Source organism: Telluria sp. ZB2R32 (assembly GCF_059685715.1).
Genome location: NZ_JCASIG010000001.1, coordinates 866,232 through 887,210, shown reverse-complemented (window position 1 = coordinate 887,210; position 20,979 = coordinate 866,232). Strand labels below are relative to the sequence as shown.

At 64.1% G+C, this 20,979-nt stretch carries 13 protein-coding genes and 1 other RNA gene; 5 read left to right on the top strand and 9 right to left on the bottom strand.

From position 1 onward, the window contains the following. Positions 1 to 21 precede the first annotated feature (21 nt). The 3 genes from AC56LG_RS03780 to AC56LG_RS03770 are packed head-to-tail and all read right to left on the bottom strand — an operon-like array spanning position 22 to position 7,729. Positions 22 to 1,413: a T6SS immunity protein Tli4 family protein gene (locus AC56LG_RS03780; protein ID WP_497164789.1), complete on the bottom strand. Its 1,392-nt coding sequence runs from the start codon at positions 1,411 to 1,413 to the stop codon at positions 22 to 24. Then, entirely contained in the window at positions 1,388 to 4,426 is a 3,039-nt protein-coding gene (locus AC56LG_RS03775; protein ID WP_497164788.1) for a phospholipase D-like domain-containing protein, read from the bottom strand. Before AC56LG_RS03775 ends, AC56LG_RS03780 begins: the two co-directional genes overlap by 26 nt. Positions 4,427 to 4,459: 33 nt before the next feature. Beyond that, entirely contained in the window at positions 4,460 to 7,729 is a 3,270-nt protein-coding gene (locus AC56LG_RS03770) for a type VI secretion system Vgr family protein (protein WP_497165016.1), read from the bottom strand. Between the two features lie 352 nt (positions 7,730 to 8,081). On the opposite strand from AC56LG_RS03770, the gene AC56LG_RS03765 reads away from it, so the two are divergent. Beyond that, positions 8,082 to 10,769, top strand: a complete 2,688-nt coding sequence (locus AC56LG_RS03765) for a polysaccharide deacetylase family protein (protein WP_497164787.1) — start codon at positions 8,082 to 8,084, stop codon at positions 10,767 to 10,769. A 321-nt stretch (positions 10,770 to 11,090) separates the two neighbouring features. Here AC56LG_RS03765 and rpoH read toward each other — a convergent pair whose 3' ends face one another. The 4 genes from rpoH to ftsY form a co-directional block, all read right to left on the bottom strand. Then, entirely contained in the window at positions 11,091 to 11,984 is an 894-nt protein-coding gene (gene rpoH / locus AC56LG_RS03760) for an RNA polymerase sigma factor RpoH (RefSeq protein ID WP_192049850.1), read from the bottom strand. Positions 11,985 to 12,501: 517 nt separating this feature from the next. Continuing rightward, entirely contained in the window at positions 12,502 to 13,422 is a 921-nt protein-coding gene (gene ftsX / locus AC56LG_RS03755; protein WP_497164786.1) for a permease-like cell division protein FtsX, read from the bottom strand. Continuing rightward, positions 13,419 to 14,099 (bottom strand): cell division ATP-binding protein FtsE, encoded by a 681-nt coding sequence (locus tag AC56LG_RS03750; protein WP_497164785.1) that lies wholly within the window; start codon positions 14,097 to 14,099, stop codon positions 13,419 to 13,421. Before AC56LG_RS03750 ends, ftsX begins: the two co-directional genes overlap by 4 nt. A gap of 13 nt (positions 14,100 to 14,112) precedes the next feature. Next, a complete protein-coding gene (gene ftsY, locus AC56LG_RS03745; protein ID WP_497164784.1) occupies positions 14,113 to 15,195 on the bottom strand; it encodes a signal recognition particle-docking protein FtsY in 1,083 nt (360 codons plus the stop codon). Positions 15,196 to 15,470: 275 nt separating this feature from the next. On the opposite strand from ftsY, the gene AC56LG_RS03740 reads away from it, so the two are divergent. Further along, on the top strand, positions 15,471 to 15,614 hold the full coding sequence (locus AC56LG_RS03740) for a hypothetical protein (RefSeq protein WP_497164783.1): 144 nt from the start codon (positions 15,471 to 15,473) through the stop codon (positions 15,612 to 15,614). A gap of 3 nt (positions 15,615 to 15,617) precedes the next feature. Here the strand turns inward: AC56LG_RS03740 and AC56LG_RS03735 are convergent, their stop codons facing one another. Both AC56LG_RS03735 and AC56LG_RS03730 read right to left on the bottom strand, forming a co-directional pair. Next, positions 15,618 to 16,379, bottom strand: coding sequence for a DUF4261 domain-containing protein (locus AC56LG_RS03735; RefSeq protein WP_497164782.1), 762 nt, complete (start codon positions 16,377 to 16,379; stop codon positions 15,618 to 15,620). Between the two features lie 359 nt (positions 16,380 to 16,738). Beyond that, positions 16,739 to 18,439: a thiamine pyrophosphate-binding protein gene (locus tag AC56LG_RS03730; protein WP_497164781.1), complete on the bottom strand. Its 1,701-nt coding sequence runs from the start codon at positions 18,437 to 18,439 to the stop codon at positions 16,739 to 16,741. A 142-nt stretch (positions 18,440 to 18,581) separates the two neighbouring features. Here AC56LG_RS03730 and rnpB point away from each other — a divergent pair. The 3 genes from rnpB to AC56LG_RS03715 all read left to right on the top strand — a co-directional run bounded on the left by rnpB (position 18,582) and on the right by AC56LG_RS03715 (position 20,964). Continuing rightward, positions 18,582 to 18,932, top strand: an RNA gene (gene rnpB, locus AC56LG_RS03725) — RNase P RNA component class A. Positions 18,933 to 18,952: 20 nt separating this feature from the next. Further along, positions 18,953 to 20,443 carry a glycerol kinase GlpK gene (glpK, locus tag AC56LG_RS03720; RefSeq protein ID WP_497164780.1) on the top strand — a complete coding sequence of 497 codons (1,491 nt, stop codon included), beginning with the start codon at positions 18,953 to 18,955 and terminating at the stop codon, positions 20,441 to 20,443. Then, complete coding sequence (locus tag AC56LG_RS03715) at positions 20,443 to 20,964, top strand: PH domain-containing protein (protein WP_497164779.1); 522 nt, start codon at positions 20,443 to 20,445, stop codon at positions 20,962 to 20,964. The genes glpK and AC56LG_RS03715 overlap by 1 nt, the downstream gene beginning before the upstream one ends. The last annotated feature ends 15 nt before the right edge of the window (positions 20,965 to 20,979 follow it).

Genomic DNA, 20,979 nt, shown 5'->3' with positions numbered 1-20,979 from the left:
GTGAGTGCGCCTGCACTGGATTTACTTGCCCTCGAACTCCGGCATGACTGGATTCGTCGGCCGCCAGCGTATGCTGCCCAACAAAACGTCGAGCCGTTCCTTGCTTTGCGTGAAGGGCGGCGGATTCTGCTTCAGTTCTTCGGCGTGGACTTTGGTAAGGGTATGCAGTTCGACCAGGATATAGGGGAGCACGTCTGTGCCGAGCCAGCCGCTGTATCCGGTAAACACGCTGTAGATGTCGTAGGTTTCTGCCCCGGCGCGCGCCTGCATGACGGTGCCGCCCTGCGGCGCGGTAAGGCCGCCCAGCTTGACCATATGCGGTCCGATGCGTTGGGTGACGACTGCTTTCACTTTATCCTGCTCTTTCGCCGGCGGCGGATTCATGCTGGCGTCCGCCGCCGCCGTCAGCAGCGTCGCCTTTGGACGGCGCGGATCGACAGTGCCTGTGGCGATGGTGTACAGCACGCCGGGCGCGTCGGGGTAGCGCAGCGATTGCTTGAATTCGATCGGCGTCCTGCCGTCGTCGGGAATAAAGCCGAATGGAATGCAGACACCCGGTTCGGTGGGAATCTCGTTTAGGGCGCGCGGGCGGAATTTGGCCAGCATGGCGGAGAAATCGCGCTGGTGTTTTTCCTTGTCGGCCGGTGTATTCATGTCGACGGTGGATTCGAACACGAAGATGTGCTCGCCTCGCGTGAGGTAAGCGCGCAGGATGGATTCGCGATCGGTCTCGTCAATTGCTTGGCCTCTGCTCGTCCAGTAGCCCTGGCTGTCCGGTACGCCAAAGTTGAATGGCTGGAATTCCTTGCGGCTCTCTTCGATCGATTCTTCCCATTCGCGAATCAGCTCCTTACGTTCCTTGATTGTTTCCTGGGCCTCCTTGACGTTCTTGACAGCTTTCTTCAGCTCTTCGATGAAAGCATGATTTTCCCCGATTCTTTTCTTTAAATGAGCATCGAGTCCAGCTGGCGAATCCTTGAATATCTCTTCCTTTTCAACTCCCGCGACTGATCCGATGACCGCTATGCGCGTCGTACCGAACCGCATAGTGTCGAAGCGTGCTTCAACATGGGCGCTGAATGATCGAGCAAAGAAGCTGCTATAAGGGTCGGAGTAGAAATAGAGTGGCCATTCAGACTGCTGCCCGACCTCGAATACCAGCCGACCCAGGCACTCGGACTTAGTGCCGGCGACTTGCTTGTAGCCGGGCGCCGTGACCTTCAGCATGTCGGCAGACGTCGGCTTGCGAGAGGGTGCATTGTCATCGTCGATTTGCGCCTGCCCCGGTTTAGCATGACACCCGGAAGCCAGTACGGCGCATAGAGATAGCGTCGCCACCCGGAACCGGCGGACATTGAACGTGGAGCGCTGGGCTTGGAACAGGACGTCAAACAACAGGTTTTGCGCTTGCATTTTGGCTCCGTTCAATGGGGTCGTCGTATTCGTCGTTGCCTGCGCTTGCAAGATAGCGGCTGTCGTTTTCGGAATCACGATTGTTTGCAAGTAAGGTCAGATTCATCTTTGACGAGTTATCTTCGCCAGCCGTCCAGGACACCGGAAGAGCGACAATAAAGCCCTGGATGTTGGTCGGTACGTTCTCCTGCGCGCGCGCATTTGCTTCCCACGAAAGTGGTTCATCCATCACTTCGTCTGGACGCCAGAAGCGTTCGTTGAAAGGCATATGGCTTTTCAGGCTTCGTTTTTTCCTACTCCAGGTCGGCCAGATGGGGCTGGGCTCGCCTTCAACCTTCGCGAGAAACGGAAAAGCGTTCTGATATGCCAGGGCATTTGTATGGGCGACGCGTTGGATCGCTTTCCAAGTATCCCTGGCGGCAGGCTTGTCGACCACCGGCGCTAGGCTGGTGGCGGGGTATGTGCTGCCCATTAACCCGAAAAGCTTCTTCCATAAGCGCATACGGAGGCGATGAACGTTGGTGCTGACCGACCCTTCGTGAACGCCATCGAGCTTGACCTTCAGTGCTTCGTCGTCGCGCACGATGACGGCCAGTTCCGAGTCTCGGTCTCCTAACTGACTACGGTCATTGATGTTGGCGCTGCCGAGAATGGCGACCCGGTCATCGGCGATTAGCAATTTTGAATGTACGTAGACCTGCTCGGTAACGGGGCGCTTTTCAAGCATTTCCCAGTTGCGCAGGTTTAGCAGGGTCAGGTATTCTTTCCAATCGTCCTTGCCTTCACGAACCACCGTACCGACTGGATAATGGCCGATCACGGTCTGCGCTGCCTTGATACTCAGTTTTTCCTCTTCACAAAGCTTTTGCACCAATACCGCCCGCCTTATCCTGTTTACCAAGCTATGGCTTCCAAACACCAGCGACTGCATCGTCAGGTGCAGCTGGGTCATGATATTCAGGGTATTCAGTGCGCCTTCCGGATGGACTGGCAGCACCATGTAGACGTGAAACGGCTGCTTGTCATAAATCGCCTGTTCGATCCGGCGCGCGAGTGCCTCGCCGATCGGATTCAGGAGCCTGTCCTGCGCCTGGCCCATCGCTTGGGATGCCTTCGTAGCGGCCAAGTTGTTCAGCACCACTTTCAAGTCGCGAATAAAGGCAGCGCCCGCACCTTTTGCATCACGCTGAATGTCGTCGATTTGGGACCAGCGTATCGCGCCCGGCACCTCGTCCGGGGGAAGCTGGTAAATGCCAAGGCGCTTCGCGTACCGTTCATAGCCTGCCAGGGCCGTAGGATCGGTCAGGGTTGCCATGGGACTGGCGCCAGTGCTGCTTGACTTGTCGACCTGGTCGTCCCCATACGCCGACTGGAAAAACTGCCCTTCGATATAGATGAACTGTTGCGCACCGTGAATGGCCGTCAGCATCGCCTTCAGGCAGTTGTTCTGCGCCCGCCCCGGCGCCGCGCCCGCCTGCTCCGCATGTACCTCGTCGCGCTGCAGCGTGCGCGGCGCGCTGCGCAGTACTTGCACCCAGCTCTTTCCCGTCTTTGGCTGCGCGGTCTTCGGCGGCGGCGAGGCCAGGCGGGGCAGCTTTGGACGCGGCAAGGGCCGTACCCCGAAGATCGCGAACAGGGCCGCCACCTCTTGCTGGACGGCTGTGTTTGATTTTTCGTAGCGGCATGCGATGCCATTCCAGCGGCGTACGAAGTTCTTGCTCAGGTCACTCACCGCCGGGCCGCTGATCGCGCATTGCACGTCGTGCCAGGGCATGCGCGGTTGCGCCGGCGAGATCGTCTTGCCATTGGTCGGCAAGATCTTGCGCAGCCTGCCCAGGTTCGGGTAGCGTTCCCTGCGCCTGGCGGCGGTATGGCTCAACTGGCTCAAGGTGGCGCTCGTCAATGCTTCGATGAGCGCGATGCTGCCCGCGCGCAGCTCGGCCGGGAGCTGATCGGTGCTGGCGTTGTTGAGCCATGCCAGCAGCACGGCGGCGGCATTGGCCGCATGCGCGCTGCCGGTGGCGCGCAGACCTTCCAGTTTGCCTTGCAGTGCGTGGTCGAACCTGTGGTATGCCCAGCGCGATGCGTCTTGTGCCACATCGATCGGTATGTCCTGCCAGCGCCGCACGAAGTCAGGCAGCAAATCGCTGGTCGCCCACCAGTCGCCCACGACCTTGCGGGCATTGCGCAGCGCGTCGCTGGCCGGCTTTCCCGTGTCGCTCACATGCGCGATCGGCGCCGCCACTGCGGAAGTGGCAAACGTGCCGACACTGCCGGCAAATCCGTCGAAGCAGGCGCACAGGAGTTCGGCGCGGGTCAGGTACTGCGTCTGCTCGACCTGCGACAGCTCATGGATGGCGGGAATGCAGCTGTTATAGAGTTCGTTCCCTGCGCGGCCGTTCGCGGCCAGCGCAAAGCGGCCGTCGTCGCGCCGGCCATACGCCAGGTCGATACCGCCGACGAACGCGCGCCGGTCGTCGATCACCACCAGTTTCTGATGGTGCGAGAAGCCGATGCCGAGACCGCCCGACATGTCGCTTTGGGCGATTGCCGGCACGGCGAACGCGCGCGCGGGTGGCGGATGTCCCGCATTCAGTTGAAAAACCGCGAGCATCGTCTCGAAGTCGCCGGTGTCGACCCCGACCTTCGGCGATAGCCAGGGCATGACGAAGATGCGCAGCGTGGGATTGGCGTCGATCGCTTTTTCCAGGCATTGGAACAGCGTGCGGCCGCCCGCGAGTTCGACATCGAAATTGACCTGCCAGCCGGCGATATAGATCGACTTGGTGGCGCCGGCGATGGCGCTGGCCACGGCCTGGAAATACTCTTCTCCCGTGACGTAGAAGTCGACGTTGTTGCCGCTGCCGGGTTCGGAAAAGGGGCCGCCCCAGGACAGGTCGGGGTACTTTTCCAGCGCAACGCCGTCATGAATGAAGCATCCCGGCGCGGAGGTCGCCGCGGCGATCGCTTTGCCATCGGCGGAAACCAGTTGGGCGATGTGTTTGTTGGTCATGGGCGGTTTGATGGGTTTGGTTCAAGAAGGGAATCAGGTCTTCACCTTGGGAAAAATGCCGTCGGATGCAGGTGCCTCGAAGGCTTCTTTCGCATACCGGGTTTGCGGTAGCGCCCCGTCGCCAAACAGGGATGCGTGCAGGTCGGCGCTGAAATCGGCTGCATGCAGGGCCTGCAGCAATTTCTTCTTCTCGTCCCAGTCGGATGACTGGGTATGCACGTCCACTCGCGCGACATGCCCGGGATAGACCAGCCAGGTGCGGTCGGGCTGTTGGGCATACGCCGCCGCGAGCCGGTCTTGCTCATCCTTCGTCAGGGTAATGTTTCCCTTGTCGTCAGTGCGGCCTTGCGCGATCTGCTGTTCCTCGTCGATGGAGCCGAGGCCATAAGGCATTTCGCCATAGGCAATCACCCACGGCGTATTCGCCAGCGGGTGGCCATTCGGACCGGGCGTGTCAGCCAGGCGCATCCTGAACTCCAGGGGAACCTGTTCCAGGGTTGAGCGTGGCAATTTAGGCACGGGGTAATTCAGGCTTGCCGGCCCGATCAGGCTCTTCTTCCCGGCATGCACCTTAATTTTTCCAGGGCACTGCACCGTGATATTGCCGCCCTCGATCGTGATGTTCGCACCGCCCGCCGTCGATAAACTGATGCGCTTGGCCGCAGCCCAGTCGATGTGGGCATTCGCGCTGATGACATTGATGTCGTCGCGCGCCTGCACCTTCAGTTCATCGCTCTGCGCCTGGACGTCGATCGCCTCCCTGGCCGCGATCATTTGCAGGCCGAGGCCGCCGTCGCCGGCCTTGACTGCACCACCCAGCAGGCCAATCGCCTGCCCGGTGTGAACCCGCATTTGGCCGCCAGCGACGAACTGCGTATCGTGCCCGCTCAACAACGCGATGGTTTCGCCGTTTGCAAACTGCAGGCTTTGCCCGGCGACCGCGCCGAGCCCATCTTTTGCTGCAATAGCGATGAGCGGGTCAGCCAGGTGCGGCAACTTTGTGGCGCCGGTTGCAGTATTGCGCGCCGCCGCGTCGCCTTTTGCGCCAGCGAGGCTGCTCTGGTCGACCGCACCCGCCAGTGCCTGCGCCATGGCTGCGAGCGGCGCGGTGGTACCGTCCAGTAGGCTCGCGCCGGCCTGCGCGGCCCCTGGATGCGTGGCCAGGCCGACTGTCTGATGGGCCACGGCAGCCAGGTGGAATGACTGCGCCAGTTTCACTGCCTGTTGCAGCATCGCGGCCCCGGGCGCGTTTTCGCCGGCTGGGTCACGCCGGGACGCGCTGTGAACGCTCGCGTAGCTTGATACCAGCAGTCCCGCACCTGCGCGGATGGCGCCGTAGGCATCGGTGCGTAACTCCGCGCCGAGACCGCGAAAGCTGCCCCGGTAATTGTCGGCGGCGTGGATCAAATGGCCGAGGTTCAGTTCGCTCGATGCATGGCTGCACTTGAGTTGCACCCGTCCTTGCGCATCGGTATCGTCGAACAGCAGCTGGCTGTAGCCAGTACCGCCGAACTCCTTGCTGCGGATGCCCCATTGCGCGGCGTCGTTGCGATGGCTGGCGCTGTCGCTGGCCGCGCCATGCCAGACCGGACTATTGCCGCCGGCAAGATTGCCTTGTGCCGAAGTCGCGTGATCATGCGCACGTGCGAACACGGAGCTGTCGCCCACGGTATCGCGCCGCCCGCCCGGCGTGGGTGCAGTGCCGCCTTCGCCGCGGCCGTTGTACAGCGCGCCGACGATGATTGGCCGGTCGATATCGTTTTCAAGGAACTGGACCAGCACTTCCTGCCCGATGCGTGGCAGGAACTGGCAGCCCATCCCGCCGCCCGCGGAACGCTGCGCCACGCGCACCCAGCAGCTCGCGTCGCCGCTATCCTGCCAGTGGAAGCGGATACGTACGCGCGCCATTCGATCGCAGTAGAGTTCGTCTGCACCGCTTGGCGTATCGAGGCCGTCCTGACCGATGACGAGCGCGGTTTGCGAGCCTTGTGCCGTCGGTTTTGCATGGCTGCGGCCATCTTTGCCGGGCGCTTGCGGACGCCATGGAAATTGCACCGGTATCGCGTCGAAGCAGTTGGCATAGCCCGATTCGATGGCCTGTGCAATGGCCAGCGCCATGTCTTCCGGCTGTTCAGCGGGCATGCATTCTTGCAGCAATTCAGGGGTCGGGCCGAACAATTCGTCCAGCGCATGCCGGGCCGCAGGCGGCAGATTGTTGACGCCGATGCTGCGCACGCGCAGGATGGTAAAAGCAGCGGCTGGGCCAAGCTTTTTCAGCGGCATGCCGGTGATAGTCAGGCGTGTCCCGGCACGCAAAGTGCGCACCGTGGAACGACCACGCCACACTTGGCCGCGTACTTCAAGTCCCTCCATATGCAGGTCTGCGTGACGTGCGGCCTGCTCGCGATTGGCGAACGCATACTGCCCGGGCTGGTCGTACGCTTCGAGCGTGGGCAGTGCAAGCATGCGTTTGATGCGGGTGGGAGAGCTTGCAGCAACGGACTGCCGGGATTGATAGTCGGGGCTGAGCACGGTCGCAAGCGAGGCATGCAGGCGCCGCTGTTCGGTCAGCGCCTGTACCGTATCGTTCGCCTCGACGGCATGGGCGCCGTGGTAGCGCACGCCGGCGCCGCGCTTGCTGCTTGGGTCTTCCGGTACCGCGCTCAGCCGGTCGCTTTCGGCAAACAAGACCATGCCGGGACCGTCGGTCGTTTGTTCGAAGCGCCAGCACAGCCCCTCGTCGGCAAGTATCCTGCACAAAAAATCGAAATCGGACTCGCGGTATTGACAGCAATAGCTGCGCGGGACAGCGCGCCCCATGAACTGCCTTGCCTCGTCACTCCAGCGCCAGCGTGCCAACGGGAGGTAGGGCTGGAATACGGCGTCGACAATCTCGATGACGGTCTTGTCTTGCCATACACGGCTGTTGCGCACTTGGCCGAGGCGCCAGAGCCACGGAGAAATGCGTATCCGGTAACGGGCAAACCCGCCGTCGCTGCCCAGCATCGCCACTTCGCTAATCTCGCCGTCAAAACTGGTGCGTGTGCCATCGGCCAATCTGACAGTCAGGCTGGCCTGCTGTCCGAGCAAGGTCTCGAGCGCGACATGGGCGCTGGTGGACAAGACGATGACGTCGCGCGCACCAAGCTCCTGCACCGCATCGCTGGCGAAAAAGGCTTCGACCAACAGCTCGCCTGCACTTGGCCCCGTGCCGCTGTCCTCGACTGTCAGCGCATACCGCCTGGTGGTGCTGGAAAATTCAACCAATGCGGAAGTCAGTTGTTTCAGCAAGGCAGGCATCATGGTCAGCAGTTCCGTCGTCGCGTTAAACAATCGTGGCAGCGGTGAGCGCGTCACGATGCTGTCGAGTTTTGCGTCGTGCGCAAAAGCAAGCATCGATCAAGATAGCGCAGGGAAAACGCAAGGAGGACCTCGCGTTATGGCAATTGCGATGTATCAATAATTTGTGGGGGCCAATGACGCTGGCGCGACGGCGCAGCCTCCGCAAGTCTTGGTCACGCCGCACGCGTGGACGGAGCCCGCCGTACAGACTGTCGCCTTGTTGAGACAATTGCCACTTTTTCCGCACAGGACGCTCACACAGCAAATGCGCAATGCTATTGTTGCCAGAATAAAACTAATTCTGCCAATCCCCGTGAAACGCAAATTCCTGTACTACGTCGCCGGCGTCGCCGCGCTGGCCGGCGCCGCGGCCGGCAGCCTGATCGTTGGCACCCGCTCATTCGCTCCACCTTCGGCCCCAGCCCCGGCGCCGGCAACCCTGGCGGCCAAGCCGGCCACGGACGTCAGCGCCATCTCGGCCGACATGCAATCCCTGCTCGCCGCCTACCGCAAGATCATCGTCCTGACCCAGGATGAAGGGTCGCTGTCGAACGACGCCAGGGAGCAGGCCAACCGCGTCGGCCAGCAGCTGTTCCATGAAAACCAGGAGCGTATCGCCCGTCTCGACGGCGCGCTGGCGCGGCTGCTGGCCTCAGGCAGTCCCGCGCGTTTCGAGGCGATCGGCGGCGTGCTCGATTACGTCGAATCGGGCGCGGGCCTGTACGATGCCGACCGCCTGGCCTTCCGCGAAGTGATGCAGTCGCTGCTGGGGCAGATCGCGCAAGACTCCTCGCTGCCGGCCATCAAACTGCACAAGCGCGTGTCGGAAGACCTCGATGCCCTGGCCGAGATCGAGCGCAATTACGAAAAGGAGATCCGCGCCGTGTTCGGGCGGTTCGAGTCGCGCGCGATCACGCTCAAGCGCGAGAAGTGGGACAGTTACGTCGCCTACCTGAAAACGCTGTACCAGCGCGAGGGCATCCTGAAGGATTACGGCGTGGTGCTGCCGTACCCGTCGAAACCGGAACCGCAGGAACCTGCGCAAGCCGGCCGCGAAGAAGCGGAAATCTTCGGCCGCGCGCTGCCGAAAAAGACCATCGTGCTGACCTTCGACGACGGCCCGCACCGCCGCTACAGCGAGGAGATCGCCGCCATCCTCAAGCAGTACAACGCGCCGGCCATCTTCTTCAGCGTCGGCCGCAACATCGGTTCGCTCGATGCCCAGGGCAAGACCACCTTGAATGGCGGCGCCCAGGTCAGCCGGCGCCTGAAGCAGGCCGGCTACGTGCTGGCCAACCACAGCTTTTCGCACGCCCAGCTGTCGAAGCAGACCGGGGAGGGGCTGAAGGCCGAGATCCTGCATACCGACGCGCTGCTGAAAGCGGTCGATCCGGAGCGCTCGGCGCTGTTCCGCTTCCCCTACGGCGCGCGCAACAAGGAGGGCATGCAGGCGCTCGACAACGCGCATTTAAAGTCGGTCATGTGGAACATCGATTCGCTGGACTGGGCCGATCCGGTGCCGTCGTCGATCGCCGACCGCGTGCTGCGCACCGTCGACAAGGAAGGGCGCGGCATCATCCTGTTCCACGACATCCACGAGCGCACCGTCAAGGCGCTGCCCGCGATCCTCGACCGTTTGACGGCCGAGGGCTACCAGTTTGCCGGCTGGGATGGGCACACCTTCACCGTGGCGGGCCAGGCCGCGCCGGCAGCGGTGCCGCGCGCGGCGGCCACCGGCTACGCCAATTCGTGGGCGATCGTGGTCGGCATCGACAAGTACCAGAAATGGCCGCAGCTGCAGTACGCCGTGCGCGACGCCGAGGGTGTTGGGCAGATGCTGGTGCAGAAGTTCGGCTTCGCGCCCGAGCGCGTGCTCACCCTGAAGAACGAGCAGGCCACGCGCACCGGCATCCTCGCCGCCTTCCACGACCGCCTGGCGCACGGCAGGCTGCAGCCGAACGACCGCATCTTCGTGTTCTTCGCCGGCCACGGCGCCACGCGCAAGCTCAGTTCGGGGCGCGACCTGGGCTACATCGTCCCGGTCGACGCCGACCCGGACAAGCTGGCGACCGATGCGATCCCGATGACCGAGATCCAGAACATCGCCGAGAGCCTGCCGGCCAAGCACGCGCTGTTCGTGATGGACGCGTGCTACAGCGGCCTCGGGCTGACGCGCGGCGGCGCCAACGGCGCATTCCTGCGCGATAACGCGCGCCGCCTGGGGAGACAAATGCTGACCGCCGGCGGTACCGACCAGCTGGTGTCGGACGGCGGCCCGAACGGCCATTCGGTGTTCACCTGGACCCTGCTGCAGGCGCTTGGCGGCAAGGGCGATCTGAACGGCGACGGCCTGATCACGGGCACCGAACTGGCCGCGTACATCGCACCGGCGGTGTCGAGCGTGTCGCAGCAGACGCCGGCCTTTGGCAGCCTGCCCGGTTCCGAGGGCGGCGAATTCGTGTTCGAGCTGCCGGAAGAAAGCGAATTCCTGAATACCGCGACCACCCAGCTGTCGAACGAGGCGATCGCGCTGAACACCAGGCTCGATGCGCAGGCGTCGACCGCGGCGGCCAGCGTCGTGGTCAAGGATTTGCAGGGCGGCGAAACGCGCATCACCGCGCCGGCCGCGCTGCCGGTGTCGGAGCGCCAGAAGGCGCAGCGGGCGAACGACCAGGGGCTGCTGCTGTACAAGGAAAAGCAGTACGCGCAGGCGGAGGCGCAGTTCACCGAGGCCTTGAAATTGCGGCCGAACTTCGCACTGGCGGCCAACAACCTGGGCTTCGTTTTCTACAAGCAGGAGAAGTATGCGGAAGCGGCCAGGTGGTTCGAGAATGCGGTCAAGATGGACCCGTCGCGGGCGATTGCGTACATGAACCTGGGCGACGCGTATTTCAGGGCAGGGGACAAGGCCAAGGCGCGCGCGGCCTATAAAACCTACCTCGAGCTGACGCCGAACGGGTCGGGGGCGGGGTATGCCAGGCAGCAGATGGAGAAGACTTAAGGCTGGCCGGCGTACGTGATGATCGAGCGCCGTAGGCGGGCATGCCTGCCCTACGTTACGGATGCCCGCCTTTACCGGTCGCTACCACGCGGCCCGAGAGCATGACCGTTGGTTGCGAGATCGACGGCAAGCGATGATCGAGCGCCGTAGGCGGGCATGCCTGCCCTACATTACGCAAAGGCCAACGATATGGGTCACCGTAGGGCGGGCATGCCCGCCTTCACCCGTCGCTACCACGCGGCGCGGCATCACTGCAACGCAACGCGAATAAAAAAGCGGCCCTCGCGGGGCCGCCGTGTCTTGCTGGAGTGACTGACTGGCTTACACGTAGGCCGCCAGCGCACCTTTCATCTTCTTCAATGCTGCCGACTCGATCTGGCGAATCCGCTCGGCCGACACGCCGAACTCTTCGGCCAGCGTGTGCAGCGTGGCGCCGGAGCCGTCGTCGTTCGCCAGCCAGCGCGCTTCGACGATGCGGCGCGAGCGTGGGTCGAGTTTACCGAGCGCCGTTTCCAGGCCCTCGGACTGCAGGCGCGTGACCTGCTCGGCTTCGAGCACGCGGGTCGGCTCCTGCTGGTCCGACGACAGGTAGGCGATCGGCGAGAACTTGTCGTCTTCGTCGTCGGTCGGCGCTTCCAGGGCGATGTCGCGGCCCGAGAGGCGGGTTTCCATCTCGATCACTTCCTCGCGCTTGACGTCGAGCAGCTTGGCCAGGTCGTCGACCTGGGTCGGGGTCATCGCATCCAGGCCCACCTTGTTGCTGCGCAGGTTGAAGAACAGCTTGCGCTGGGCCTTGGTCGTGGCGACCTTGACCAGGCGCCAGTTCTTGAGGATGTACTCATGCATCTCGGCCTTGATCCAGTGCATGGCGTACGACACCAGGCGCACGCCTTGGTTCGGGTCGAAACGCTTCACGGCTTTCATCAGGCCGATATTGCCTTCCTGGATCAGGTCGGCGTGCGGCAAACCATACCCGAGGTAGCCGCGCGCGATCGACACCACCAGGCGCAGGTGCGACAGCACCAGCTTTTGCGCGGCGTCGAGATCGTTCGCATCCCGCAACCGCTTAGCCAGCGAGACCTCTTCCTCGTGGGTCAGCATCGGCAGGCGGTTGACGGCGGAAATATACGCGTCGATGTTACCGAGATTGCCAGTGAAACCGAGGTTCAGGGCACGATTGCTGGTCGGAACCAATGCGGATTGTGCGGACATCATATTTTTCCCCGTAAATAATCTTTGCTGCATCGTCTACGCCGCCGGGACATCCCGGATGCGGACTGTACACGTGTTACAGATTGTGTACAGAATGCGTTTTCAGACCTTGTATACCTTCGCTTGAGAACATATATTAGCACTCCCCATGTAGGAGTGCTAGCGACCTGCCAAAAACGGCCGGGCGTTTAAGGTTCGTCAAAGTATTTCTTGAAAGAATCGAAAAATCGCTAATTTACTGTAGAGCAGAAACTTGTAAAACTGTTGAGATTGATCAAATGCGCTGGGCTTGCGTGAGCGGTCAGGGCTCAGGTTACGGGCAGCGGATAGCCCGTTTCTGTTAGTTGGCGCACGAAAGAAGGCGATCGGCGGCCAAATGCGCCGCTGTCTGGCGTAGCGGCGGCATGCATGCCTACAAGCGGGGACGTGCGATATTGCATAAAGCCACAATATGGCCTCGAAACAAAAACGGGTGAGACGGCCTGCGCCGTATCACCCGTCGTGACGAAGAGAGAACCCCTCAGCGCATGCGCGCCAGGTGCCGTTGCACCGACAGCAAGGCGCCGATCAAGCCCAGGCCGGCGCTGATGGCCAGCAAGCCTGCCACTTCCAGCACGCCCAGCGGCGCCAATTGAAACTCCGACGCGTACAGCCGCGCGAACTCGGCAATCGCCGCATTCAGCGGGTTCAGCGCCAGCATCACCGCACCCAGGGCCACCACGCCGGCACACAGGCCGAGCAGGGCGCCCGTGTAATAGAAGGGGCGGTGGATGAAATTGTCGGTCGCGCCCAGCAGCTTGGAGACGGCGATTTCCTCGCGCTGGGTCAGCACCTGCAGGCGGATCGTGTTGAACACCACCGCGATCACGACCACGCCCAGCGTAATCGCCAACAGCAGCAGGGCCAGGCGCAGGATGCCGAGCAGGGCGGCCAGGCGCTTGACCCAGGCCGAATCGACCTGCACCGTGTCGACCTGGGGCAGGGCGCCCATCTGCTCGACGATGTTGTCGATGCGGGCGGCGTCGCGCGCGCTGGAAAAGCCGTCCAGCTTCATCACATAGCTGTCCGGCAGCGGATTGACGCCCAGCGTGTCGAGCGCGGCGGACAGGCCGCTGCGCTCTTTCAGGTCGTCGAGCGCCTGCTCGCGCGGCACGAAGTTGATTTGCGCATGGCTGCCCTGCAGGATCTGGCGCAGCTGCGGCTCCAGCGCCAGCGCTTCCTCGCGCGGCGCATCGGGCCGCATGAACAGGCTCACTTCCGGATCGACCGAGAGCTGCTCCGACATCGGACGCACGTTGTCGAGCAGGGTGATGCCGGCGAACGGCAGCGCCAGCGCCACCGCGACCACCAGCACGTTGAACAGGAAACTGCCCGGCGCCTTGCGCAGGGTCGTCAGCGCCGAGCCGAGCGCGAAGCGGTGCTCGCGGAACCACGGGCTCATGCCGCACCTCCACGGTTGGCAGCCACATGCGGCACCAGCTGGCCGTGTTCGAGCCGGATCACGCGTGCCGCGCCGTCGAGCACCTGCTCGTCGTGGGTCGAGATCAGGCAGGTCACGCCGACCGAATGAAAGGCGCGCAGGGCGTCGAGCACCTTGTCGGCCGCCACCCGGTCCAGGTTCGCGGTCGGCTCGTCGGCCAGGATGATCTGCGGCCGGTTGACGATGGCGCGCGCGATCGCCACGCGCTGCTGCTCGCCGCCGGACAGTTCGAGCGGATGCGCCTTGGCCCGCTCCAGCAGGCCGACCTTGTCGAGTGCGGCGCGTGCGCGCTGCTCGGCGCCGGCTTTCGGCGCGCCCGACACCAGCAGCGGCAGCATCGTATTGGCCAGGATGTTGCGGTCGTTGAGCAGGCGCTGGTGCTGGAAGATCAGGCCCAGTTTGCGGCGCAGGAAGGGGATGCCGGCCTTGGTCAGCTGGCCGATGTCCTGGCCGAACACGATCACGCGCCCGCTGCTCGGGCGCTCGATGGCGGCGATCATTTTCATCAGCGTCGACTTGCCGGCGCCGGACGGGCCGGCCAGGTAGACCAGCTCGCCCTTGTTGATGTTGAGGGAAACTTCACGCAGGGCAGTAGCCTCTACGGAATATTTTTTCGAGACAGAGTGGAATTCGATCATCGGCGCTTGTCTCTCAACCCAGCAGTGCTTCGACGAATTCTTCGGCATCGAACGGCTGCAGGTCGTCCAGCTTTTCGCCGACGCCGATGAAGTACACCGGCACCGGACGCGTACGCGCGATCGCGGCCAGCACGCCGCCTTTCGCCGTGCCGTCGAGCTTGGTGATCACGAGGCCGGTCAGCTGCAGCGCGTCGTCGAAGGCTTTTACCTGTGCCAGCGCGTTCTGGCCGGTGTTGCCGTCGATGACGAGCAGGACTTCGTGCGGCGCGCCCTCCATCCCCTTGCCGATCACGCGCTTGATCTTTTTCAGCTCTTCCATCAGGTGCAGCTGGGTCGGCAGGCGGCCGGCGGTATCGACCATGACGACGTCGACGCCGCGCGCCTTGCCCGACTGCACCGCGTCAAAAGCGACCGCGGCCGGGTCGCCCGAGGCTTGCGAGATGACGGTGACGTTGTTGCGCTGACCCCAGACCATCAATTGTTCGCGCGCGGCGGCGCGGAAGGTATCGCCGGCGGCCAGCAACACCGATTGATCCGAGCGCTGCATGTGCTTGGCGAGCTTGCCGATGGTGGTGGTCTTGCCGGCGCCGTTGACGCCGGCGATCATCATCACCAGCGGCTCGTGGCGGCCCAGTTCGAGCGGCTTTTGCAGCGGCGCCAGCATCTCGACCATCAGGGTTTTCAGCGCGGCTTTCACGGCGGCGGCGTCGAGCAGCTTGTCTTCCTTGACCTTGCGGCGCAGGCTGTCGAGCAGGAACTGGGTCGCGTCCATGCCGGCGTCCGACATCAGCAGGGCCGCTTCGAGTTCCTCGTACAGGTCTTCGTCGATGCGGGCGCCGACGAACAGCAGCGACAGGTTGCTCGAGGTTTTCGACAGGCCGGCCTTCAGGCGCGACATCCAGGATTTTTTCTTTTCCGCTTCGCTGACCGGGCGCTCGGCGGTCTCTTCGATGAAGAGGTCGGCTTCGGGAAGCGATGGCGGAACAGGGGTGGGTGCAGGCGACGGAATGGTTACGGGCGCGGCTGGCGCAGGCACGGCATCGCTTGGTGCCGGCGTTTCAGGGGCGGCTTTTTTTCTTTTGAAGAAACTAAACATGGGTTGAATGGTGGCGGGTGCTGCATGCACATGCCGGAAATGGAGCACCGGCACGATGAAAAGGGTCGCGCGTATTCTACCAGAGGGACGTACTGACGAATCGGCAACGAACGGGATCATGCAGGGATGCTGACGGCGTGCGCAAACGCGACAGTTCCGCTGCCGGGCACGCATGTCGTCCAACGGCCTGGAGCGCGCCAAGCGTGCGCACTGGCAGGCGTGCAGGCGCCGCTCTACAGTAAAACATCCGTCGGCCCACACAGAAAGGAGTTGCCATGAAACTGCTGCGCCAAGCCATCGTCTGGGCTTTTATCGCGCTGGTCGCGCTATTCTTCACGCATCCGACGGAGCAGCAGAGCGTTTTCGATGGACCTGTCCCGCTGCCGGCCGGACTGGAGCCACTGTTGCCGGCGCCCTGAGTTCTATTGACGATTGCGCGTCCACCAGTTGCCCTTCTTTTCCGCGGCCACCGGCGTCAGGCGCCAGGCGCCGTAGGGATTGTTGAACAGCGAGCCCGGCCCGTAGTCGAGCGCCGCGGTCCGTTCGACCCGGTACACCGGCTTGCCCGCGCTGACCGAAAACGTATGGCCGTCCTCGAACCGGGGCGCATGTTCGAGCAGGTAGCGCGTGAAAAAGCGCAGCATGTCGGCCGCTTCGGTCTTGTTGTCGGCGCTGGTGATCGCCTCGGGCAGGCCGAAGTTGTGCATGCCGCAGGAATACACGTCGGCGCCGGCCACGTAGACCACCAGTGCCCGGTGTACGGTCAAGGCCTCGAGCTGTTCGCTCATGTCGATCCAGTAGGCCGGCGCATGGGCGATCCCCGTGCTGTCGACTTTCACGCCCAGGCCGCCGGCATCGATGATGGCCGCGCCGGCGCGCATCATCGCATCGGCCGCTTCACGCGAACCGCCCGGCGCCACCAGGTAGGCGACCGTGCGGTGCATGTCGATGTCGGCCATCGCTTCGGTCCTGGCCCAATGCGGGCCGGCCTTGGCGAAATCGGCCGCCAGTGCAGGATCGGCGCGCTGCAACGCGAGTTCGCAGCTGAAACCGGTCTCGGTATCGCGCAGTACTTTTCCTTCAAGGAGATAACCGGTGCCGCTGGCGATGATTTCGTCGGCCAGGGCGCTGCTGCTGTCCCATGGGCCGGGAATGCACAAGACCACTTCTGGGGTGTTGCTCACGTGCTGTCTCTCCTTTTATTCTGCTTCCGCGCTTCTGGGGAAGCGCATGCCTGCCTGCGGACCGACGTGGCCCGCTGTCGAGCAGCATAGCCCGTTTGGCGCAAAGTTGCGTTTGGCAATCGGAGCAGGGGTGTGGAGGTATGCCGGCCGGGTAGGAGGTCCAGGCCGTGATGGTGGCGTTGCCAGGACTTGCAGGGTGGTCGGCTCCACCTCACGCGTGATTGACACGCGGCCTGAACGCCGCCCACGCGTAACGCATGCATGGTGCCTGCAGGGCCGCGGGCCGTTCATACGTAACGGGTGGGCGGCTTTACCGTTGCAGGCTGTTCATCCGGGCGGGTGGAGCCGACCACCCTACATCAGCCCGCCTTGGCCGCCTGCGCCGCCTGGCGCATGGCATCCAGGGTCGCATTCGGCGTGATCAGGTTACCGTCGTAGCGCAGTTCGATCAGCGCCGGCAACCCCTTGCCGTTGGCATGTTCCAGCGCCCGCGCCAGCGCCGGCGCGAAGTCGGCCGTGCGTTCGACGATTTCGCCATGCCCGCCATAGGCGTGCGCCAGCGCCGCGAAGTCAGGGTTGTGCAGGGTGGTGCCCGACACGCGGCCCGGATAGGTCTTTTCCTGGTGCATGCGGATGGTGCCGAACATGCTGTTGTTGAAGACGATGATGATGACGCCGGCGCCGTACTGCACCGCGGTGGCCAGTTCCTGGCCGGTCATCATGAATTCGCCGTCGCCGGCAAAGGTGACGACCGTGCGCCGCGGGTCGACGATCTTGGCCGCCACGCCGGCCGGCACGGCGTAGCCCATGGCGCCATTGGTCGGCGCCAGTTGCGTGCGCATGCCGCCGTAGCGGTAGAAGCGGTGCGCCCAGGACGCGTAGTTGCCGGCGCCATTGGTGACGATGGTATCGTGCGGCAGGGTGGCCATCATGTCCTGCACCACTTGCCACAGGTCGAGCGGGGCAGTGCCGTCCTTGAAGATCGGCGGCTGCTCTTGGTACGCGGCCAGTTCGGCACGGGCTTCGGCCACCGTGTGGCGCCAGGCGCCCGCGTCGACCGGTTCCATCGCTGCCAGCATGCTTGTCACCTGCGGCGCGCCGCTGGCGATCATCAGGTCGGCCTGGTAGACGCTGCCCAGTTCTTCGGGATCGTTGTGGATGTGGACCAGGCGCTGGGTCGGAACGGGAGACGCGAGCAGGGTGTAGCCGCCGGTGGTCATCTCTCCCAGGCGCGGGCCGATGGCGATGATCAGGTCCGCCTCCTTCACGCGCGCGGCCAGCTTCGGGTTGATGCCGATGCCGACGTCGCCGATGTAGTGCGGGTGCGCGTTGTCGAGCAGGTCCTGGAAGCGGAAGGTGCAGGCCACCGGCAGCGCGTTGGCTTCGGCAAAGGCTTGCAGGTCGGCGCAGGCTTGCGCGTTCCAGGTGCCGCCGCCCAGCAGCACGATCGGGCGCCGGCTTTCCGCCAGCATGGCGCGCAAGGTGTCGATCTGGGCGCGCGAAGGCGCGGCCTGCACCGGCTGGTAGCGACGCGTGTCCGCCACCCGCGCGGTCTCGACCAGCATGTCTTCCGGCAGCGCCAGCACCACCGGACCGGGACGGCCGCTGGTCGCGATCTGGAACGCGCGCGCGATGTATTCGGGGATGCGGTCGGCGCGGTCGATCTGCGCCACCCATTTCGCCATTTGCCCGTACATGCGGCGGTAGTCGATTTCCTGGAAGGCTTCGCGGTCGATGAAGTCGTTGCCGACCTGGCCGATGAACAGGATCATCGGCGTGGAGTCCTGGTAGGCCGTGTGCACGCCGATCGAGGCATTGGTGGCGCCCGGACCGCGCGTGACGAAACAGATGCCGGGCTTGCCGGTCATCTTGCCGTAAGCCTCGGCCATGAAGGCGGCGCCCCCTTCCTGGCGGTTGATGACGAAGCGGATCTGCGAGTCGTGGAGCGCGTCGAGCACGTCGAGATAGCTTTCGCCGGGCACGCCGAAGGCGGTATCGACGCCGTGGACGTGCAGTGCATCGACCAGGATCTGGCCGCCGGTGCGGGAAGGGTGCGTCATGTGTCGGTCATCCTTGTTGGTTCCCCGGCCGCGCCGGGCATCGTGGCATTCTATGCAATCGATGCGCGCCGGGCTTTTCAAATGGCGACACCGATTTTCAGAAATGGCGGCGCGTATGTGCATCGGTTACAATGCACCCCGTGAAGCAGGCCAGACAGCCGCTGGCTGGTGCCGCAAGGTACCGGCGGGAGGAAGGTCCGGACTCCACAGAGCGGGGTGACGGTTAACGGCCGTCCGCCGAAAGCCGCTGGCGCAAGCCGGTGGTATAAGGCGAGGAACAGGGCCACAGAGACGAGCGTATTCAGTTACGGTGAAACGCGGTAACCTCCACTCGGAGCAATTCCAAATAGGCACGCGTTGATGTTGCTCGCGGAGCGTGCGGGTAGGAAGCTTGAGCGCCGGAGTAATTCGGCGCCTAGAGGAATGGCTGTCATAGGGGCGTCCCGCAAGGGAGACCACTACACAGAATCCGGCCTATCGGCCTGCTTTACACTGAATTTCAGCGGAGGACGCGTGCCGCAACAATATATCCTTGCCCTCGACCAGGGAACGACCAGTTCCCGCGCCATCCTGTTCGACCGCCAGGGGCAGGTTGTCGCCTGCGCCCAGCAGGAATATCCCCAGCATTTCCCGCAGCCCGGCTGGGTCGAGCACGACGCGCTCGATATCTGGAACAGCCAGCTCGCCTGCGCGCGCAAGGTGCTGGCGGACAGCGGCGTGTCCGCCGCCCAAATCGCCGCCGTCGGCATCGCCAACCAGCGCGAGACCACCGTCGTCTGGGACCGGGCCACGGGCGAACCGATCGCGCGCGCCATCGTCTGGCAGGACCGCCGTACCGCCGGCGCCTGTGACCGCCTGCGCGAGGCGGGCCACGCACGCGCGATCGCGCGCAGCACCGGCCTCGAACTGGACGCCTATTTTTCCGCCACCAAGCTGCAATGGCTGCTCGAGCACGTGCCGGGCGCACGCGCACGCGCCGAACGCGGCGAACTGTGTTTCGGCACGGTCGACAGCTGGCTCGCCTATCAGTTGTGCGGGCGCCACGTCACCGACGTCAGCAATGCTTCGCGCACGATGCTCTACAACATCCACACGATGCGCTGGGACCCGGCGCTGCTCGACCTGTTCGGGGTGCCGGAGGCGATGCTGCCGGAGGTGGTGCGCAGTTCGGGCCAGGTCGGCAAGGTGCGTGAAGAATGGTTCGGCGCGCCGGTCCCGCTGTCCGGCATCGCCGGCGACCAGCAGGCGGCCACTTTCGGCCAGGCCTGCTACGACAAGGGGATGGTGAAAAACACCTATGGCACCGGCTGCTTCATGCTGATGCACGCGGGTTACGTGCCGCCGGTGTCGCGCAACCGCCTGCTGGCGACCATCGGCTGGAAGGTCGACGGCCGCACCGACTACATGCTCGAGGGTAGCGTCTTCATGGGCGGCGCCACCGTGCAATGGTTGCGCGACGGCCTCGGCATCATCAAGGAATCGAACGAGGTCGAAGCGCTGGCGACCTCTGTGCCCGATAGTGGCGGGGTGATGCTGGTGCCGGCCTTTGTCGGCCTCGGCGCGCCGCACTGGGACGCGTATGCGCGCGGCACCATCGTCGGCATGACGCGTGGGACGACCGGGGCGCACATTGCGCGCGCGGCGGTCGAGGCGATCGCCTACCAGAGCGCGGAACTGCTGGCGGCGATGCAGAAGGATGCGGCCTGCCCGGTGATGGAAGTGCGCGCCGACGGCGGCGCCGCGCGCAACGATTTATTAATGCAGTTCCAGGCCGATCTACTGGGCGTGCCGGTGGTGCGTCCACTGGTGACCGAGACCACGGCGCTGGGCGCGGCCTACCTGGCCGGCCTGGCCGAGGGTTTCTGGAACTCGCGCGAGGAAATCCAGGCCCTGTGGTGCGCCGAGCGCCGCTTCGAACCCGCCATGCCGCCCGAGCGCCGCGCCGAACTGCGGGGCCGCTGGGCGCGCGCGGTCGAGCATGCCAAGGGCTGGGTCGAGCATTGATGGCGTTCGAGATTGCCGCGGTCGACCGCCGGGTGTACTGGGCGCTGTTCATCATTGCGCTGGTGGTCGTCGCCACGCCGCTGCTGGTGCTGCGCCGCGACGGCCCGGCCCGTACCCTGCGCAACGTAGTGCGCGCCGCGCTCTTGATCGTGCCGCTGACGACGGCGCTGGGCTACACGATGTCGGACAGCGCGCTGCATATCGAGGACGGCAAGATCGTCGTGCACGCCGCGCATTTCTTCCAGGAGGAGCGTCTGATCGGCGAGTTCGACCTGGCGCAGGCGCGCGCCGGCACGTATGGATCGATGCCCGAGGCCCGGCTGGGCGTGCGCAGCACCGGCATCCGGCTGCCGGGCTATGTGGCGGGACGTTTTGCCCGCCAGGGCGGCGGCGCGATGTTTGCGTTGCTGACGGACCGTAGCCGGGTAGTGTACCTGCCGGCGCGGAGCGGGCCGTCGCTGCTGATCAGCGTCGAAGAGCCGGAGCAATTCCTGGCGGCGCTGCGTAGGGTGGGCTCTTGAGCCCACGCGGAACGA